Annotated in this window: 17 protein-coding genes and 1 pseudogene; 1 reads left to right on the top strand and 17 read right to left on the bottom strand. The window is 58.4% G+C overall.

What is annotated here, in order from left to right:
* Positions 1-107: 107 nt before the first annotated feature.
* The 7 genes and pseudogenes from ACQZ5N_RS16410 to ACQZ5N_RS16380 all read right to left on the bottom strand — a co-directional run.
* A pseudogene (locus tag ACQZ5N_RS16410) lies at positions 108-341 on the bottom strand (RraA family protein); the annotation flags it as partial.
* A gap of 1 nt (position 342) precedes the next feature.
* Entirely contained in the window at positions 343-1,305 is a 963-nt protein-coding gene (locus ACQZ5N_RS16405) for a VOC family protein (RefSeq protein WP_448733493.1), read from the bottom strand.
* Between the two features lie 22 nt (positions 1,306-1,327).
* Complete coding sequence (locus ACQZ5N_RS16400; protein ID WP_448733492.1) at positions 1,328-2,062, bottom strand: PIG-L deacetylase family protein; 735 nt, start codon at positions 2,060-2,062, stop codon at positions 1,328-1,330.
* Between the two features lie 85 nt (positions 2,063-2,147).
* Entirely contained in the window at positions 2,148-2,876 is a 729-nt protein-coding gene (locus tag ACQZ5N_RS16395) for a transporter substrate-binding domain-containing protein (RefSeq protein WP_448733491.1), read from the bottom strand.
* A 46-nt stretch (positions 2,877-2,922) separates the two neighbouring features.
* The gene (locus tag ACQZ5N_RS16390; RefSeq protein WP_448733490.1) at positions 2,923-3,663 is read right to left on the bottom strand and encodes a hypothetical protein; all 741 of its coding nucleotides are present in this window, start codon (positions 3,661-3,663) and stop codon (positions 2,923-2,925) included.
* Between the two features lie 38 nt (positions 3,664-3,701).
* Positions 3,702-4,913, bottom strand: coding sequence for an NAD(P)/FAD-dependent oxidoreductase (locus tag ACQZ5N_RS16385; protein ID WP_448733489.1), 1,212 nt, complete (start codon positions 4,911-4,913; stop codon positions 3,702-3,704).
* Between the two features lie 25 nt (positions 4,914-4,938).
* Positions 4,939-5,139 carry a rubredoxin gene (locus ACQZ5N_RS16380; RefSeq protein WP_236760055.1) on the bottom strand — a complete coding sequence of 67 codons (201 nt, stop codon included), beginning with the start codon at positions 5,137-5,139 and terminating at the stop codon, positions 4,939-4,941.
* A 123-nt stretch (positions 5,140-5,262) separates the two neighbouring features.
* On the opposite strand from ACQZ5N_RS16380, the gene ACQZ5N_RS16375 reads away from it, so the two are divergent.
* Positions 5,263-6,174, top strand: coding sequence for a LysR family transcriptional regulator (locus ACQZ5N_RS16375; protein WP_149622401.1), 912 nt, complete (start codon positions 5,263-5,265; stop codon positions 6,172-6,174).
* Here ACQZ5N_RS16375 and ACQZ5N_RS16370 read toward each other — a convergent pair.
* From ACQZ5N_RS16370 to ACQZ5N_RS16325, 10 genes are all read right to left on the bottom strand, one after another.
* Complete coding sequence (locus tag ACQZ5N_RS16370; RefSeq protein ID WP_448733488.1) at positions 6,171-7,373, bottom strand: MFS transporter; 1,203 nt, start codon at positions 7,371-7,373, stop codon at positions 6,171-6,173. The genes ACQZ5N_RS16375 and ACQZ5N_RS16370 overlap by 4 nt on opposite strands.
* A gap of 47 nt (positions 7,374-7,420) precedes the next feature.
* Complete coding sequence (locus ACQZ5N_RS16365; protein ID WP_448733487.1) at positions 7,421-8,404, bottom strand: D-2-hydroxyacid dehydrogenase family protein; 984 nt, start codon at positions 8,402-8,404, stop codon at positions 7,421-7,423.
* Positions 8,405-8,450: 46 nt separating this feature from the next.
* Positions 8,451-10,139 (bottom strand): peptide ABC transporter substrate-binding protein, encoded by a 1,689-nt coding sequence (locus tag ACQZ5N_RS16360; RefSeq protein ID WP_448733486.1) that lies wholly within the window; start codon positions 10,137-10,139, stop codon positions 8,451-8,453.
* A 33-nt stretch (positions 10,140-10,172) separates the two neighbouring features.
* The gene (locus ACQZ5N_RS16355; RefSeq protein ID WP_448733485.1) at positions 10,173-11,123 is read right to left on the bottom strand and encodes an ABC transporter permease; all 951 of its coding nucleotides are present in this window, start codon (positions 11,121-11,123) and stop codon (positions 10,173-10,175) included.
* Complete coding sequence (locus ACQZ5N_RS16350; RefSeq protein ID WP_448733484.1) at positions 11,120-12,073, bottom strand: ABC transporter permease; 954 nt, start codon at positions 12,071-12,073, stop codon at positions 11,120-11,122. Before ACQZ5N_RS16350 ends, ACQZ5N_RS16355 begins: the two co-directional genes overlap by 4 nt.
* 4 nt (positions 12,074-12,077) lie before the next feature.
* Positions 12,078-13,022, bottom strand: a complete 945-nt coding sequence (locus ACQZ5N_RS16345; protein ID WP_448733483.1) for an ABC transporter ATP-binding protein — start codon at positions 13,020-13,022, stop codon at positions 12,078-12,080.
* Positions 13,019-14,032: an ABC transporter ATP-binding protein gene (locus ACQZ5N_RS16340; protein WP_448733482.1), complete on the bottom strand. Its 1,014-nt coding sequence runs from the start codon at positions 14,030-14,032 to the stop codon at positions 13,019-13,021. Before ACQZ5N_RS16340 ends, ACQZ5N_RS16345 begins: the two co-directional genes overlap by 4 nt.
* A gap of 100 nt (positions 14,033-14,132) precedes the next feature.
* The gene (locus ACQZ5N_RS16335) at positions 14,133-15,494 is read right to left on the bottom strand and encodes a CapA family protein (RefSeq protein ID WP_448733481.1); all 1,362 of its coding nucleotides are present in this window, start codon (positions 15,492-15,494) and stop codon (positions 14,133-14,135) included.
* Between the two features lie 1,393 nt (positions 15,495-16,887).
* Positions 16,888-17,841 (bottom strand): VOC family protein, encoded by a 954-nt coding sequence (locus ACQZ5N_RS16330; protein ID WP_448733480.1) that lies wholly within the window; start codon positions 17,839-17,841, stop codon positions 16,888-16,890.
* A 21-nt stretch (positions 17,842-17,862) separates the two neighbouring features.
* Complete coding sequence (locus ACQZ5N_RS16325) at positions 17,863-18,597, bottom strand: PIG-L deacetylase family protein (protein WP_448733479.1); 735 nt, start codon at positions 18,595-18,597, stop codon at positions 17,863-17,865.
* Positions 18,598-18,685: the final 88 nt, after the last annotated feature.

Below are 18,685 nucleotides of genomic sequence, written 5' to 3'. Positions count from 1 at the left end.
GAAACCGGTGGGCCTAGTGACATTTGATAGATTGAGGCTGCCCTCTGTAAGGTTTACGCAAGCAATTCAGATAAAACTGCGGGTCCGCAACAAGCTTCAAGAGGCGTATCGCCCTGCTTCAATTGCTCGATGGCGACATGTAACATCCAGTTGTCGCCGGGAGGCGCGGAAATCGTTACCGCCGAGCCGGCAATCTGCGCGCCGGCATATATCGGGCGCATGTAGCTCGCCAGCATCACCTTGCGGCCCTGTGCCTCGTGGACCGTGGCAACACCGGCCTCCCTCAGCCTGTCGATGACGGACTGTTCGGTCCGCGCAACCGTCTGCACAACAATTCCCATGTCAGTGTCCTTTTCTCTTAACCGGCGGAGTACCATGCGTGTGGAACGTCTCGATTGTCTTCAGCCCCCAGGCCTGTCCCTTTTTCCGTTCGCTCTCGGTCCAGACGACGGTCTCCCAGTCCGGCGCCAGGATAAGGCGCGCTCCCGAATTAGCGAGCTCCACGCGATTGCCGGACGGCTCCCAGACATAGAGGAAGAAGGTGCCCTGGATGGCGTGCTTGTGTGGGCCGGTCTCAATGTGCACGTCGTTTTCGAGGAAGATATCGGCCGCGCGCAGAATGTCCTCTCGCGTATCGGTGGCGTAGGTAACATGGTGGAGCCGCCCCTCACCCCCACCATGCTCTTCCGTGCAGGCAAGATCGTAGGTCTTATTGTTGTTCGTGAACCAGCAGCCCCCAAGACGCCCGTTGTCGAGCCGGATCATCTCGGTGACGCGCGAGCCAAGGCAGGTGTCCATGAAGGCACGGAACTCCGTGACGTCCCCGGCCAGAAGATTGAGGTGGTCGAGCCTGCGGGGGTGAGCGCCGCGCCCATGGAACCGCTGCGCGAGGTTCTTGAGCTTCGGCCTTTCCTTCGCTGGCGCCTCGTAGCGCACCGTGTCCCAGTAAATCTCGAAGAGATGCCCGAAGGGGTCTTCGAAACGGAACGCCTTGCCATGGCCGAGGTCGCCCGCCACCCAACCGATCACCTTGTACTTGCTTTCCTCGATCGCCTTCACCCGCCGCGTCAGTGCCTCTTGCGAAGCCGCGCGATAGGCGATGTGCCCGACGCCTGTCGAGTGATGGCGAGTGAGTTTCAGCGTGTGGAACTCATAGTCATCCCAGGCGCGCAGATAGGCCGAGTTTTCGTCCTGGCCAGAAATCGTCAGGCCGTAGACCCGCACGAAGAAATCCAGGCTTTCTTCGAACCTGTCGGTATACATTTCCACATGCGCCAGATGGGCAATATCGAACGAGCGCTCCATTTCCACCTCCTCCCGACAAGCCCTAGAGCTCGTCGACCGTCCGCGGGAACACGGACTGGAAACCCTCTGCATACTTGGCAGCGCGGCCGCCGGATTGACCGCCGGAATTGCGCTGGAAGTGGTTGGCGCGGTTCTGGGCAACGCGGGTGTAGAACTCCCAAAGATGCTCCTGGCCTTCCATGCACTCGATGGCGGCGCGCTTCTTGTCCCAGACTTCGGTGATGTCGAGGAAGACGTCCGGCTTCCAGCCCATCTGCTCGGTCTGGTGCGGCTCGAACAGATAAAGCTGCGGCGCGCCCAGCACCTTCTGTCCGGGGTTGTGGCCCCAGGCCTGGGCGATCATGCGCGCTTCCAGCGCCACCTGCGTCGCATACATGTGATCGGTATTATAGGGGTCGTAATGCGAGTGGCTGAGCATGAATGCCGGCTGCACGTCGCGGATGACATCGACCAGCTTGTATTTGTCCTCGTCCGTCAGGCGCAGCGGGTAGTCACCGAGATCGAAGGAGATGAGGTTGTGCACGCCGAGCGCCTTCGCCGCCTTTTCCGACTCCGCGCGGCGAGCCGCCTTGACCTTTTCGAGCGTCATGCCGGGTTCCTTCCAGAGCTTAGCGGACTCGCCCCGCTCACCGAAGGAAAGGCAGACAACCGTGACCTCGTAGCCCTTCTGAGCATGCACGGCGATCGCGCCGCCGCAACGCCAGACGAAGTCTGCAGCATGGGCGCTGATGACGAGAGCAGCTTTTCGAACTAACAACTTCTTTCTCCTATTTACTGACCCGCTTCCGCACAAAATTTCAGTGGGAGGCTTTCACAGACGAGAGTGTACGGAACTGTTCCATTTAAGGAACAACAACGTCTGGGTGGCCTGACCTGTCGAGCGCGGTGCGCACGAAGCCAGCCACCTTCTTTTCATCAACAAACGCTTTTACGAACGCCGCTGCCAGAGGTCTGCTCGCGCTGACGCCCACTGCCTGGGGAATCGCCATGAACGGTTCTGCCATCACTTCGTATCCGGGCTGATCGCCGGCAACTTTCTGCATGGCCTGCCTGACTCCGGCTAGACCGTCGAGTTCGCCCGCCTCCAGCGCATCACGCGCTTCCGGGAAGCTGTCGAACCGAATCAGCTCGCCGGCTCCACCGTTTCGAGACAGAAAGAGTTCGTAGGCACTGCCCTTGACTGCGCCGATCTTCAATCGAAGCCGTACGATGTCGGGCAAACTTGATACGTCGAGCCCGCAGCGCACCAGGAAAGCACCTTCGATCAGGACATAGGGCTCGCTATAGGCAATCCGCTCAGCACGCTCGGGATCGATAGCCAGGAAACAGACATCCCACTCCCCAGTGTCGGCGCTGCCGGACACCGCCCCGGCCTTTTCGTAGTGCCGGAAGCGGATCGGCAGCGAGAGTCTTTCAGCCAGAGCCCTCGCAACGTCCACCGAAACTCCGCTTGGCGTGTCGTCAGTTTGTCCGCGACTGACAAGCACGACATTGCCGTGGTTGAGGGCGCATACCAGTATGCCAGATGGCGCGATCTCGTTGCGGATCGTCTCGATATCGAACTCGGTCACGGTTTTCCTCCTCCCTGCCGACCTAGTCTTCATTGGCCTCTTGAGACTAGATGGACTTCATCCAGTCGTCCTCGGTGGGGAACTGTGTCACCATCAGTTCCAGGCCGTCCTCGCCGGCCAGAATAGTCGGTGCCGGATCGTCGAACCGCACGAAGATCAAAGAGAACGGCTCGTAGATCTCGCCCTGATAGACAAGGCTGCCGTTGAGCACGATCAGGTACTGGCCACCGCCCTCGCTCGGTTCGGGCGTCTGCACACTCATGTTCGGCCCGAGGCGGAAGACGTTGCAATTCATGCCATCATCGCCGGGTTGTTCTTCGATGATGGTGTCAACAGTCAGCTCGGTGCGATTGCGGAGAACGGGTTCGATCGACAGCGCGACCGGATCGGACGTGCGATGGCGGCGTTTGGTCGGCTTCAGCTTTTCGCGAACATTCGGCGTCGTCAGGTAGACGAGGCCCGCATCCGTCTTGCTGCGCAAGGTCAGGTAGGAGAGACCCTGTTCGCTGGCGATCAACGGACCATAGCCGGTGTGGTGATCCGCGTAATGCACGGTGACAAGCCGTACCTCGTCACGGCCGATCGTGCCGCTTCCGGCTATGAAGACCTGGAACTGATCGACGATATGAAAATGCGAGTCGAGCTTCTGATGGGCGTTCAGGTCAAGCCGGAAAGCCTGCGGGTCCGGAGCGGCAATATCGGAATTCTTGCCGAACATGTTGATCTTCCAGGACTGACCGCGACGAAAGCGCGTCGGTTCCTTTTCCGTATAGGATGCGGCCTGCATTTAAATGATCCTCCTCAGGATGAGATACCGGCGTGACGTCAATGATGATGCGGCGGCGGAAAGTCGACGTCTAGCGCTGCCGCCAGGGCATCGCGGTCCATGCCGATCATCTCGTGCAATTTGCCGAACTGCTGTGCGGCGTTGATCGTCTGTACCGCGATCAGGTGGCCATCCTTGAAGCCGAGCACGGAAAACGCGCCGCTGGCGGGTGCCTTCAGCACGGCTTCCATATCGGTACCATGCACGTCGCCGGACATCTGGATCTGGATGGCGGCCTGATGCGACCAGTAGCGCGGCAGACGCTTCGGTGGGGGCGCCGTCCCGGCAATCACCGCAGCGACGGTCTTTGCCTGATCCTGGCCGGGATTGACGGCTTCGTTTCGCACATGGCGACCCTGCGCGGGATCGTACCATGCGGCGCAATCGCCGACGGCGTAGACGGCGGGGTGCGATGTCCGGCCTTCTTCGGAAACGAGAATGCCGTTATCAACCTTCAGCCCTGCCTCGCGCGCCAGTGCGTCATGCGGCACCGCGCCGATTGCCACAACGACAAGATCAGCCTCGATTGCCTCACCGTCGTTCAATGTCACGATATCCGTATTGCGTTCTCGGTCTCGATTGACCGCCGTCACCACAGCCCCGAACCGCACCTCGAGACCCTTGGCCTGGTGGCGGTCGAGCACGTAGCTCGCGATCGACTTGCTGACGGTGCGTTCCATCAGCCGCGCGCCCGCCTCGATAACCGTGGTACGCAGCCCCTTCTGCACCGCCATGGCAGCGATTTCCACACCGATCAATCCGCCGCCGATGATGGCGACCGACGCGGCATGTGCAAGGCGGCTTTTCAGTTCGGTGAAATCCTCGTATGTCCGCAGATAGCGAGCATCCCCCTCAGGATCGATCGCGGCAGAGAGGCGGCGCGGTTCCGCCCCGCAGGCGAGGATCAGTCGCTCGTACGGGTAGCGCGCACCGCCCTCGCACAGCGCGTAACGCTGGTCCAGATCGAGGCTGACAATACGAACACCTTGTATAAGGTCGATACGGTTCGACTTATAGAAACTCTCCGGCCTCAGCAGGGTCGGAGAGTAGTCCTCTTTGGAGAGCGCCTCCTTTGAAAGAGGAGGACGGTGGTACGGCAGTATGGTTTCCTGAGTTACCAGCGCGACTGGATTGTCGTAACCTGCGCTACGCAGGGCTGCCGCCGTCGCGACACCCGAATGGGAAGCACCGAGGATCAGAACACCAGACATGACAGGCTCAACGAGTTAATCGCGCTCATCCGACGACAACCATATCGAATTCGCTCTTGCGGGCGCCGCATTCAGGACAGACCCAGTCATCGGGCACGTCTTCCCAGCGGGTGCCTGCCGGCACGCCCCCATCGGGATCACCAACCGACTCGTCGTAGACATAGGCGCAAAGCACGCATTGCCATACTTTAAAATCGGGCCGCTCAGTGGCTTCTGCAGAGAGCAAGGTTTTCTCCTCCAAGAAAAAATGCATCTCGGCAAATCTACAATGTCATCTTGGTTATCACTAGATGATCTGCCATACTAACAGACATGCCGAATTGGCATATCAGATGATCGAGGAGAAAATATGGACATTCGGCAACTGGGATATTTCGTCCGTGTGGCGGAACTGGGCAGTTTTAGTCGGGCCTCGGCATTTTTACACGTGGCCCAACCCGCACTCAGCCGACAGGTTCAAAACCTTGAAACAGAGCTTAAGGAACGTTTGCTCATCCGGAACGGACGAGGCGTTGAGTTGACGGAAGCAGGTGAGCGGCTGCTCGACAATGCTCGTGGAATTCTCAGACAAATTGAGCGCACCTACGAGGACATCGAAAATTCCCGCACCGGGAAGTCCGGCAAGGTAGCGATCGGTTTGCCCGCTACTATCTCCACCGGCATCGCAACAGCGCTGATCCGCAAACTGAGAGAAGAGCTTTCCGACGCGCAGGTCATGCTGGTCCACGGTCGGTCCAATCAATTGCAGGAATGGATCCTATCCGGGCGACTGGATATGGCGATCATGTATGATGCCCCCTCCTCGCCTATGTTAGAGATCCACAAGCTTGTGGACGAGAATCTTCATCTTATCGGCCGCGAAGGCGCTTTCGAGGACGACAAACCGGTGCTTCTGGAATCCCTTGCGGCGGTGCCGATGGTGATCGCATGTCGTCCAAACAGCACACGGGTCGTGCTCGATTCGGAACTGGCACGGCTCGGACAGAAGCTCAATATCGTCTTTGAGTTGGACCCTCTCGACACCATGTTCGACCTTGTCAGGGATGGTTATGGATTCACTGTCGCATCTATACGCACTCTAGCGTCGAAAGGGCCGAAGGCTGAGCAAGGATTGGAGCTGCGCAAGATCGTCGGGCCGGAACTCATCCTTGCCGTCCAGCTTGTTCGACCGGCTCGGAGACTTTCAAACAGACTGCACGAAGCAGCGTTCCGCATTATGCGAGATCTGAGTCTGAAGCTTCTTCGTCCGCAGCCGGCTTAATCGTCGTCCGGCCGAAAGCTCATTCGGGATGCGGATGGCAGGAAAATGCCTGTGATTACGATCACGACGGCGGCGCTCGCGAAGGCCGCCGTAGCGAGGCCAAAGATGTCCGAAGCCATGCCGAGTCCCAGTGCTCCGAGCGAGGGGCTGGCGCGAAATATAAGGCCATGCACGCTGAGCGCACGCCCCCTCAGCGCTGCCGGAATAGCCAACTGGATAAATGTCTGAGTGGCGATGAGACTTACAGAGGACAGATAGCCCATCAACATAGCGAAAACGGCCAGAATGCAGATCGAGCTTCCGAGAGCAAACACCATGGCCGCGCAGCCCGAGAGTAACCACCCCAGCGTGACCTGATGGGGAAGCCTTGAGGTGGAGAGATAGGTGTTCATGGTGAGTCCGGCCATTATCGATCCAAATGCCATAGACGATGTCAGCACCGCGAGGCCGGTTGTCGGCACCGCAGAAAACTGGGCGGCAAAGGCCGGAAGCATTTCTGCAATCGCGCGGACGAACACACCGCCGGCCAGAAGCAAAAGCAGCATTGCCCGAATGCTGTGGTTCGACCCCACGTAACGAAATCCGTCCAGGATCTCAGCGAGCACGTTTCGGCTCGGCCTCGTCTTCGATATCGCGACGGCCGGAGCAAGGTGATGAAGCACGGCGACGAAGACGATGGTGACGAGCGTGTTCAGCAGGAATACCCAGATCACGTCGAACTGGACGATCAGCAGCCCGGCGAGAGCCGGCCCAACCAATCGGGCGAGATTGACGTTCATGGAATTGATGGCGACTGCGGTCGAGATATCGTCCCGGTTCACGAGCTCCTGAACGATCGTCATACGCGCCGACTGACCAAGCGCGATAACACAACCCTGCAATGCAATGATCGAAATCAACGCACTCAGAGTGAGGAGATCCAAATACATGAATAACGTCAGCAACGCCGCGGTGAGGGCAATCGCAAGCTGCGACAGTTTATTCAGCTTCAGTACATCCCATCGGTCGGCCACAGCGCCACCGATCGGTCCGACGAACACGGTCGGCAACAGGTCGGCAGCCGCCAGAACCCCCAGCCAGAACGGCGAATGCGTCATATCCCAGACGACGAGACTGCAGGCTATCCGTTGCATCCACGTACCGAGCAGTGAGAGGCAGTTACCCGCGGTATAAGCCGCGAACTGCCCCTTGGTCAGCAATCGTACCAGCCGCGAACGTGCTATCTTCGGAAGAAGCGACGACACCCTCAAGTACCGGTATCCGGCCTTGAGTTGACCACGCGCCGCGGGCGCCCATCCAGGAAGGCGCCGATCAGACGGATCGCATCGCCATAGTAGGTCCCAAGCATCTCGTGCGTGAAATAGCCAAGATGCGGCGTGATTACCACGTTCGGCAGACTGCGGAAGGGATGGTCGACCGGAAGCGGCTCCTTCTCGTAGACATCGAGACCGGCACCGGCGATCGAACCTGAGCGCAGGGCGTCGATCAGCGCGGTCTCGTCGACGATCGCCCCGCGGGCGGTGTTGATAAGGTAGGCGGTCTTCTTCATCGCCCGCAGTTCGGGAGCGCCGACGATGCCGCGCGTCCGTTCGCTGAGCGCCAGATGGACGGTGATGATATCGCTGCTGGCGAACAGCTCTTCTTTCGACACAAGGCGAGCATGGGCGGCTTCCGCCTGTTCGGCGGTCATATTTTGGCTCCACGCCTGAATCTCCATGTTGAAGACACGGCCGATTTCAGCCACCCGCCTACCGAGTCCACCGAGCCCCAGAATGCCCAACGTCTTGCCGCCGATGGTGGTGCCGGCCTGATGCTGCCAGCCGCCGCTGCGCATCATACGATCTTCGGAAGCGATATTCCGGGTTGAAGCGAGGATGAGGCCCCAGACGAGTTCGGCGACCCCGCCGGCACCGCCGCCGCTTACCGGCGTATTGGAGACCAGAATACCGCGACGGGCCGCCGCTGCGACATCCACAGTATCATAACGTTTGCCGGTTACGACGACGTATTTAAGCCGCGGCAAACGGGCAATCAGCTCTTCTGGGATCGGCATCCGCTCCCGCAGCGTGCAGATGATGTCGAAGTCGGCAAGTTCTCTTGCCGCTTCGTCCATCAAGGGCAACGGTTTGTCAAAGACGACGACATTGGCGCGGGACTTCAAGTCTCTCCAGTCAGCGACCACTTGAGAAATTCCCAGATAGTCATCGAGAATGGCGATGTTCATGTTCATAAATCCCCGCGCGATGCTGTTCCAAAGACTTGACCGAGTTTCCGGCCTATTTGCGCTGCCATTCCTCCGACCAGATCTGCAGCGGGTCCAGCGTTCCTTGCCGGAAGTTGGTGAGGTCGGTCACTGTCACGTAGGCCCGCGGATAAAAATAGAGCGGCAGCATCGGCAGGTCTTCGGCAAAAATCTTCTGGACCTCTGCCCATTTTTCCTTCGCCATCTGGGGATCGAGCGCCTTTTCGAGGTCGGAAATGGCCTTGTCCATCGCCGGGCTGGCATAACCGGAAAAATTGTTGCCAACGCCGTTGTTCTCAGGTTTCGGAATGGCGTCCGAACCCAGCGCAATGCGTGGAGAAACCGAGGGAGAAAAGTCTATCGACGACATCATCAGCGCCTTGAACTTACGCTTGCGGGCCATTTCGCCGTTGAATTCCTGCAGCGGCACGAAGTGGTTGGTAATCTCGACGCATACCTCCTTGAGTTGGCTCTGGATCACCTGGGCAATCTGCTCGCGCGTTTGGTTGCCGGCCGTGGAAACGAGTTCGAGAGAAAGACGATCCCCCTTGTCGTTCACGCAGATCCCGTCCCTCCCCGGCTTCCATCCTGCGCTTTCCAAGAGTTTCTTCGCCTCGTCTGCGTCATAGGCGTAAAGGGTCATATCCTTGTTGTAATAAGCGTTCTCGTTGCTGAGAATGCCGTTGGCAACCGGCTGGAGACCGCCAAAAAGCTCGTCGCTGATCGCCTGCCGGTCGATCGCGTAGAGGATCGCCTGACGCACCGATTTGTCCTTCAGGATCGGGTTGTCGAAGTTCATCGCGATGCGCTCGACGTTGGTGCCGTAATCGAGGTGATAGGTAAACTTGTCCGGCTGCTGGTTCTTCAAGTCCAGCATCTGCGAGAAGCTGATTCCACCCGGACTGACCGGCACAGCTTCAACCGAACCGGCGAGCAGATTTTGCAGCAATGAGGATGAATTATCGCGATAGCTCAGGATGATCCTCTTCAGGTGTGGTTTGGTTCCCGGCCAATTCGGATTGGGAGTGAAGACAATGCGGGTACCGATCTGGTAGTCGCTGAGCAAATACGAGCCGTTCCACAGGCCAGGATTTGTAGGCTGGGTATTGTAGAGCGATTGCTTGACATAGGTGTCCAGCGTTGGATTGGCGGCGTAGACTGGCCCTTCCAGATGCTCCGGAATTACCTGGTCCCAAGAATTGTAGCTGGACAAGATTTGCGGGATCGTCAGAATGACGGTCTGCGGATCCAATATTTCGAGGTCGGATGCACGCGTCCAGGAATTATAGTTGGAAAAGCCGATCTTCGGATCGCGGGCCATCTTCCAGGTAAATTCGATGTCCTTCGAAGTCACTGGCTTGCCGTCCCCCCAAGCAAGACCCTCCTTCAGCTTCAGCGTTACCTTCATTCCTCTTTTGCCACCAGGCAGGTCCACGATCTTTGCGAGACCGTTTTCGACGGTCGGCAGCCTTTCGCAGAGAACGCACTGGTTGACGACATTTTCGTCGAAGGCGGTGATAGGGCGAAGGGAATAGTTCACGACCAGTCGCTTCGTATTGTTGACCTGTACCAACGGGTGGAAATTGGTCAGAAACTGCAATTGGCCGACGACGAGCTGGTCTTTCGACTGAGCCATCGCGCTGACGATGGTCAACGAGGTGAGGGCCACTGTGGCCAGCGCGGTTTTGGCGAATCTCCTCAATTTCGATCTTACAGACGTCATTTTCTCCTCCATGAGACTTCTGTTTGAGTTGGTTCAATGCGATCCGGAACGTGTTTCCGAACGAGGGTCGAACGCCGATCGAACGCCGTCGCCGACGAAGTTCACGGCCATCACCGTGGCGAAGATCAGAAGACCCGGATAAACGGCTAGCATGGGCGCCGAGATAATCAGTTGCTGCGCGTTGGTCAGCATGTTGCCCCAGGTAGGTGTCGGCGGAACGATGCCGAAGCCGAGGAAGCTGAGCGTCGACTCGAACAGGATGATGCGCCCGACCGATAGCGTCATGGCGACGATGAGCGGTGTGGCGATGTTCGGCAACACATGGATGAAGACATTGTAGCGGCCGCTGGCACCGCTGACGGTCGCCGCACGGACATAGTCGACATCCCGAAGGCTGATCGTGCCAGCGCGCGCAATTCGGGCGATCGTCGTCCAGTCCACCAGCGCGATGATGATGACAATCCGGAGAAAGACTGCCGTGGGCGACGTTGCCGCGGTCTGGCTCAGCCCGAGTTTCGTCAGGTCCACTGCCCCCAGAACGATCAGCACCGGGATGAGCGGCAGGGCAATGATACAGTCCGTCATTCGCATGAGAATGTTGTCGAACTGACCGCCAATATAGCCGGCTGTGACACCGATCGCGATACCGATAATCGCGGTGATGAACGTGGCGAACAGCCCGACAGCGATGGATACCTGTCCACCGTAAAGCAAACGCAGCAACACATCGCGTCCGAGTTCGTCGGTGCCGAGCCAATGCTGCGCCGACGGTGGTCGGAACCGCCGCAAGAGGTTTGTCGCATTGGCGTCGATGCCCGTCAGATACTCGATCGGACCGGCCATGGCGCAGGCCAGCGCCAGAATGACGACGAACACTAGCGATATCATCGCAAGCTTGTTGTGGCGGAAACGCTCCCAGCGCTTGCTCCAGACGGAATTCGATCCGGCGTCTGCCGGTGCTTTGTCGGCGGTGACGGTGCTCATTTCAGGGTAATCCTCGGGTCAAGCCATGCATAGGCGAGGTCAGCGAGAAGGCTCGAGAACAGTGTGACGATAGTCGCCAGCAGCAGGCCGACGAGAGCCAGATTAAAGTCGATATTGCTGATCGCGTCGTAGATGACCTTACCCATGCCGAGCATGCCGAAGATCGTCTCGACGACCAGCGCGCCGGAAAACAGCGAGCCGAAGCCCAGTGCCAGCACGGTCACCATCGGAATGAGGGCATTGCGCAGCGCATGACGCATCACGACGGTGATTTCCGAAAGACCCTTGGCCCGCGCGGTGCGGACGAAGTCCGAGTTCAGGGTCTCGATCATCGAGGCGCGGACGTACCGCACCAGAGGCCCGACATGGAAAAAGGTCAGGACTGTCACCGGCAGTATCAGATGGACGAATTGCTCGCTGATTGCCGCATCGCTCATCAGAGGCGTGCCGCTCGCCGGAAGCCAGCCCAGCTTTACCGAAAACACGATAATCAGGATGAGCGATGTCCAGAAGCCCGGAAGCGAGATACTGGCGAAAGCAAGCAGGCTAATAATGCTGTCCGTCCAGCCGCCGGGCTTGCGAGCGGCAAGCGCTCCGAGCAGCATCGCGAGCGGAATGCTGATCAGTTCCGTCGCGACAAGCAGCTTTGCGGTCTGGATCACCGCCGGCCATAGAACGTCCAGAACTGGCCTGAAATAGACACTTGAGTAGCCGAGGTCACCCTGGAACGCGGAATAGAGCCAATGACCGTAGCGGGTATAGAGAGGCTGGTCCATTCCATAAAGCGCCCTCATCTGCGCCATCGTCTCCGGGGTCAGCGCCGGGTTTCCTTCTAGCATGTTCTCGACTGGATCGCCCGGCATCAGGCCGATCAGCATGAACAACAGTAGCGACATCACGAGAGTGACGAGAACTGCCTGGAGAAGACGCGAAATCGTATATCTCAACATCAGTTCAATCCTTGAAGTGGCACGCGGAAAGCTGGGCGGCCCGTCCGGGTGCAGGCAGAAGCGCTGGGCGCTCCTGTTTGCAGATATCCTGTGCTTTCGGACAGCGGGTGTGGAAGACGCAGCCGGAAGGTGGCGCCAAGGGTGACGGAATTTCACCCATAAGGATCTGCTCTTTCTTCCGCCGCCCCCTGCCGATGCGCGGCACGGCGGCAAGCAAGGCCTGCGTATAAGGATGACTCGGCGTGACGAACAGGTCTTCGGACGCCGCCACTTCCATCAATCGGCCGAGATAGAGAACCGCGACCCTGTCCGCCAGATGGCGAACGACGCCGAGATCATGGCTGATGAAGAGGTAGCTGATGCCGTGTTGCTTCTTGATGTCGTCTAGCAGGTTGAGCACCTGGCTTTGGATCGAGACATCGAGAGCCGAAAGCGGCTCGTCGGCGACAATCAATTCCGGCTCGGCGATAAGCGCGCGGGCAATCGCGATACGTTGGCGCTGGCCGCCGGAAAATTGGTGCGGATAACGCCGCGCGGCGTCCGGCGGCAGCCCCACCTGCCCCAGCACCTCGATTGCCCTCGCCTGCCGCTGGTCCGACGGCACGCCCTTGAGCCTCAAAGGCTCGGCAACAATCTCTCCGACCACCATGCGCGGATCGAGCGCAGAAAATGGATCCTGGAAAATGACTTGCACCGGGGCACCCGTGTTGCTATCGCGCCTCTCACTGTTGAACGTTACGGAGCCTGCGGTCTGCTTGCGCAGGCCGGCCACGACATAGCCAAGCGTCGATTTTCCGCTGCCACTTTCTCCGACGAGCGCCAGCGTTTCGCCCTTGGCAACACTCAGCGACACGTTGTTTACGGCCTGAAGCCAGAGTGCAGGCTTCATGAACCCGCCGCCAATTGGAATGTCAACGTTGATATGGTCGAGCTTTAGCAGTTCGGTCATGGCTTAACCCTGTGGCAGGCGACGTGATGGTTGGGGACAACTTCAAGAAGGTCCGGTTCTATCTGCCGGCACGTTTCGTCCGCATAAGGACAGCGTTTAGCGAAACGACATCCTGCGGTGACGTCCGAGGTGACACGTCCGGGTATCACGTAGAGACGCTCGACCCGCTTGTCAGGGTCCGGCAACGTCTGGATCAATCCTTGCGTATAGGGATGCAGCGGATTGGCGAACAGTGTGTCGGCCGGCGCGTATTCGACCGCTTTGCCGGCATACATCACCATGATCGCATGGGCGATCTCGGAGACGACAGCGAGGTTATGGCTGATGAACTGGATCGACATGTGTGCGTCGTCCTGCAGCGTCAGCATGAGGTCGAGAATCTGCGCCTGGATGGTCACGTCGAGCGCGGTCGTCGGTTCGTCGGCGATCAGAAGCTGGGGCCGGCAGGCGAGCGCCATGGCGATCATCGCGCGCTGGCGCATGCCGCCGGAGAGTTGGTGCGGATAGTCCTCCGCACGGCGCGCCGGCGACGGTATGCCGACCTGCGCAAGCAGGTCCACCGCCCGCTTTTGCGCTTCGCCCTTGCCGAGCTTCTCGTGCTTTATCAGAACCTCGGCTATCTGGCGGCCCACCGGCATGACAGGGTTCATGGCAGTCATCGGCTCCTGGAAGATCATGGCGATCTCTCGTCCGCGGACCTGCTGCCACTGGCGCTGGCTGAAGCTGGCAAGGTTCTTGCCGGTGAAATCGATCGTCCCGCCAACCTTGCCCCCGCCCGCCACCAGACCGAGTAGAGCAAGCGATGTCATGGTCTTGCCGCAGCCGCTTTCCCCGACAATGCCCAGGGTCTGGCCGCGCGGGATCTTGTAGCTCAGACCTCTTACGATTTGCAAAGGACCCATTGGCCCCGGAAAGGAGACCGTCAGGTCGCGAACGTCCAGCAAAGGCGTGGTGCCCTCCGCGATCGACGCAGCTCCGTCACCAACAATGACGTCGTTGACATAAAGCATTCGTCACCTCCCTTTCGAATGCCTGGCCTTTCAAAGGCTCAGTTATTGTTCTCTTCTATAGCTGCTTGCAGCGGCACAAGCCGCTGCAAGCAGGTCCTGATTAGAGATCGACGACGCCCACGCCATTCCTGATCTCGATCCTCGTCCCAAACGGCTCGGAGAGACGACGGTAGCGATCGATGATACGGACGGCATCCTCTCCCTTTGCCGCCATTGGCCGGCCTTCGGTATTGTGGTGATCACCATTGCCGGTGCGTCGAGTCTGCTTGACCTCGGGCGACGAGTCGCGCCCCATTTCCACCGGATGCAGAAGGATGCGCCTCAGCTTTTCGCCCTCCATCTCAAGCTTGATGATCGCAGAACTCCACCAGGTGTCGGAGGGCGTATCGAGGCCCGGATGAAGCGGATGGGCAGCGGGCGTCAGCATAGACAGACGATCCACATCGTGACCCCAGGCATCGTAGCTGTCGTAGGGAACGCGCTGTATGAATTCGGACTGCGCAAAGAAATTGCCGATACCGTAGAAGATCGGCTTTCCATTGTAAATTTCGATACCGAGCGTTCGGTGCCAGCCGTGGCCGACATAGACATCGGCGCCGCCATCGATGACCGCACGCGCGAATTCCTTGACGAAGCCGGGCGGAGTATCTCCGCGGGGGCCGTCGGAGACGCTGAAGTGATGCGCCACGATGACTAGGTCCGCCATCGATCGCGCTTCATGGACCGAACGCAGGTTGCGCTCCAGGTCGCGCTTGTGGCAACGACTGATGATCTCGCAACGATCGCCGACAAAGAAGGATTCCGGATCGCCCCATTGCTGCGCGCCGGGGATCTGGATGCCGAAGGAGCCCTCGCGGCCATGCTTTGGCTTCTTCATCACGTTGAGCTTGTTGCCGAAATCCTTGAGGTTTCTGGCAGTCTCCGCATCAACCATGAATTCGAAGGTCAAACGTTGGGGGTTGACGCCGGGGCGGCCCTTGAGTGCTCCCTTCGGCATGCCTGCCCACATGAAATGCTGGTTGCCCGAGCTGGTCGAAACGAGCGCAACGCGACCGTTTTTCTTTTCGACGTACCCCGGCTCGCTTGCGAGCTCAAGATCCGCGCCGGTGCCTGCGGTGACGATACCAGCGGCCTTCATATGCTTCTTGGTTGCGATTAGACCTTCAGCCCCAAAATCGAAGCTATGGTTGTGCGCCGTAGACATGATGTCAAAGCCGACCCACTTGAGATCCTTGGCAATCTCCGGGTCCGCCATCATGAAACTGCCGATACCCTGACCGCGCGCCGGGTACTTGAGTTCATCGTAATCGGCAAAATTCATTTCCAGATGGCCGTAAGTGACGTCGGCCTCCTTCAGGACATCCCAAACTTCCTTGAATTCGGGTTCGTCATGCATGGAGAAGGGGCGACACACCATGCATTCGCCCGCCAGTGCCACTTTCCAGTTTCGTGTCGATACCATAAAACCTCCTGAGCCGGCACGGGCAGATACACCGAAGTGCCGATGCCGCGCGACTGCCGCTTTCGTGTAATTCGTAAGTTAGAAAATCTCGCAATGCGACGATGCCTCACTCCCATCGCATCCCAACCATATCACTCTCCCCCGATATCACTAGTTTCATAACTTTGCTTTCAGATATACCTTTTCGGCATAGAATCCCGCTCGCGGGTGGACGTCGAGACTGCGCTTTCCGGAAATCGCTGCGCGCCTCCGTTTGTCATTCTTATCAACCGCACTCTTGCGGACACGGTCTGCCTTGGAATCTCCAGAGTGACAGCGTCTAGCAGCTGTCGATGCCCAAACACGACCACAATGCCGCTCGATCTCCTGCTTTGTGATGGCTAGGCAAGGCCAAAGCCGTTTCGTGCAGTTGCATTGCATCGCTGCCGCGGGAAAATGGCCGGAATATCCGCAAGCTCAGGCGATAATACTCTTGCCCTTCGTGAAGCCAGACGGCCCCGGTTCCTGCGCGATGACGATGACGCTGCGGACACTCTTTGCATCAACGACGCTTTGATAAGCGGTCGCCGGCCAATGGCAGAGACCGTTAGACCAACGGGCTGAGGCGCGGCCTTGGCCGCGCGTGCGCAAGCCTTCACTGTTCTAATCTCTCTCGCGAAAGCAATCGCTCCGCAACATCAAGGGAAAAGACCCGTCGCTGGCGCTATGTCCTCGGAAATGGCGCTAACATTGAGGAGCACGCTGAATGTGAGCAATCCGCGATCGATGCGGCCATCATCAGCCAGATAATGGAGAAAAATTTCCAGAACAGTTCGCGCAATCGATTGAACAACGTTTGGCCGGCTTCCCTCGCGCCGAGCTTCTGGCGGACGCTGCTGAACGTCGATCCGCCGATCAAATGGCATCAAGGGTCGCCCGAAAGCATGGTTCTATATCTCCTGTTTTGACGAGTTGGCTCGCATTGCGGGCAACCGCCATTCTCGACACCATCAATCACGACTTCGCGGCGTTTCCCATAAAGGGACCGCTGTGGGCGGCGATCTGAGATATCGAGCCACATCCGATGTCATCGACCAGCAGTAACCGATACCGCGCACAAACCGCGGTTCAGTTTGATAAGATCGACGATTACACAGTTCACCCTTTCAAATTCCTTTCGTCCGTTCTTTGGCCGGGAAACTTCACTATCATGAGATATGCTATCGAAAGTGATCAAGAAATTTGCACATGGCTTGATTGGCACCCGCAATGATCTGCTAGAGAGTGCTGTCCCCATACCCAAACCACCGAGACTGAATCCGTTCGAAACGGAAGGAGTTTGGCTGGATGCGCGCACCGCTCCTTCAAGCGTCAGCGGCCTTCCGCTGACGCAGAGCTTCTTCATATTGCTTCCTTATCTGTCCGACGGCGGCGTGCCGTGGGTATGAAATGTCTCGATGGTCTTGAGGCCCCAGGCTTGGCCCTTCTTGCGATCCGTCTCCGTCCAAACGACCGGCTCCCAGTCGGGCGCCAGGATCAACCGTGCACCAGCGTTGGCAAGCTCGACGCGATTTCCGGCCGGCTCCCAGACATAGAGAAAGAAGGTGCCCTGGATTGCATGTTTGTGCGGGCCAGTCTCGATATGCACGCCGTTTTCCAGGAATATATCGGCGGCGCGCAGGATATCCTCGCGCGTGTCGGTCGCATAGGTGACATGATGCAGACGGCCATCGGCGCGCCCATGCTCTTCCGTGCAGGCAAGATCATAGGTCTTGTTGTTGACGGTAAACCAGCATCCGCCGACCCTGCCATTGTCCAACTGAATCATCTCAGTCACCCTTGAGCCGAGGCAGGTTTCCATGAACCGTCGGAATTCGGAAACATCGGAGGCGAGAAGGTTGAGATGATCGAGGCGACGCGGATGGCATCCCCGTGCGTGAAAACGCTGTGCCAAATTCTTCAGCTTCGGCGTTTCCTCGAGCGGCGGACGATAGCGAACGGTGTCGTAATAGATCTCGAACACATGACCGAAAGGGTCCTCGAAGCGAAACGCCCGGCCATGCCCAAGATCGCCGTCGACCCAGCCGATTACCTTGTAGCCACTCGCCTCGATGGCACTTGCCCGCCGCTCCAGCGCCTGCGGGGAACTCGCTCGATAGGCAATATGGCCGACACCCGTCGTCGTGTGGCGGGTCAGTTTCAGCGTGTGAAACTCGTAGTCATCCCAAGCCCGCAGATAGGCCGAGTTTTCGTCCCTGTCGGTCACGGTCAGACCGTAGACGTTCACAAAGAAATCGAGACTTTCCTCGAACCTGTCCGAATACATCTCGACATGCGCCAGATGCGCGATATCAAAGCACTGCTCCATTTTTCTCCTCCCGTCGGCCTGTCAAAGTTCATCGACCGTTCGCGGGAAGACGGACTGAAAGCCTTCTGCATATTGTGCTGCCCGACCGCCCGACTGGCCGCCGGAATTACGTTGGAAGTGATTGGCGCGGTTCTGGGCGACGCGGGTGTAGAATTCCCACAGATGTTCCTGGCCCTCCATGCATTCTATCGCCGCCCGCTTCTTTTCCCAGACAGAGGTGATATCGAGAAATACATCCGGTTTCCAGCCCATCTGTTCGGTCTGATGCGGCTCGAAGAGGTAGAGTTGCGGCGCACCAAGAACTTTTTCGCCGGGATTATGGCCCCATGCCTGGGCGATCATTCGGGTTTCCAGTGCAACCTGCGTCGCGTACATATGGTCGGTATTATAGGGATCGTATTGCGAATGGCTGAGCATGAAGGAAGGCTGCACATGCCTGATCACATCGACCAGACGATACTTGTCCTCGTCCGTTAGTCGAAGCGGGTAATCCCCGAGATCGAAACTGATGATGTCATGAACGCCGAGCGCTCTGGCTGCTTGCTCGGCTTCTGTTCGACGCGCGGATTTAACCCTGTCCAAGGTCATTCCAGGCTGTTTCCAGAGCTTGGCGGACTCGCCACGCTCGCCGAATGAAAGGCATACGACAGTAACGTCATATCCCATTTCCGCGTGGAGCGCGATTGCGCCGCCGCAGCGCCAGACGAAATCCGCGGCATGCGCGCTGATGACAAGCGCCGTCTTTTTCTTTGACATGATGATCTCCTTCCTCGTGGCAGAGATTCCAAGCTTCGAAGACCGATTTGCCAATTTGGATTTCCGCTCAAATCCATAAGATATTGCT

It is taken from the genome of Agrobacterium sp. 22-221-1, assembly GCF_053522445.1.
Note: the sequence above shows the minus strand (reverse complement) of the source record. Positions and strands in the feature narration are given on the sequence as shown.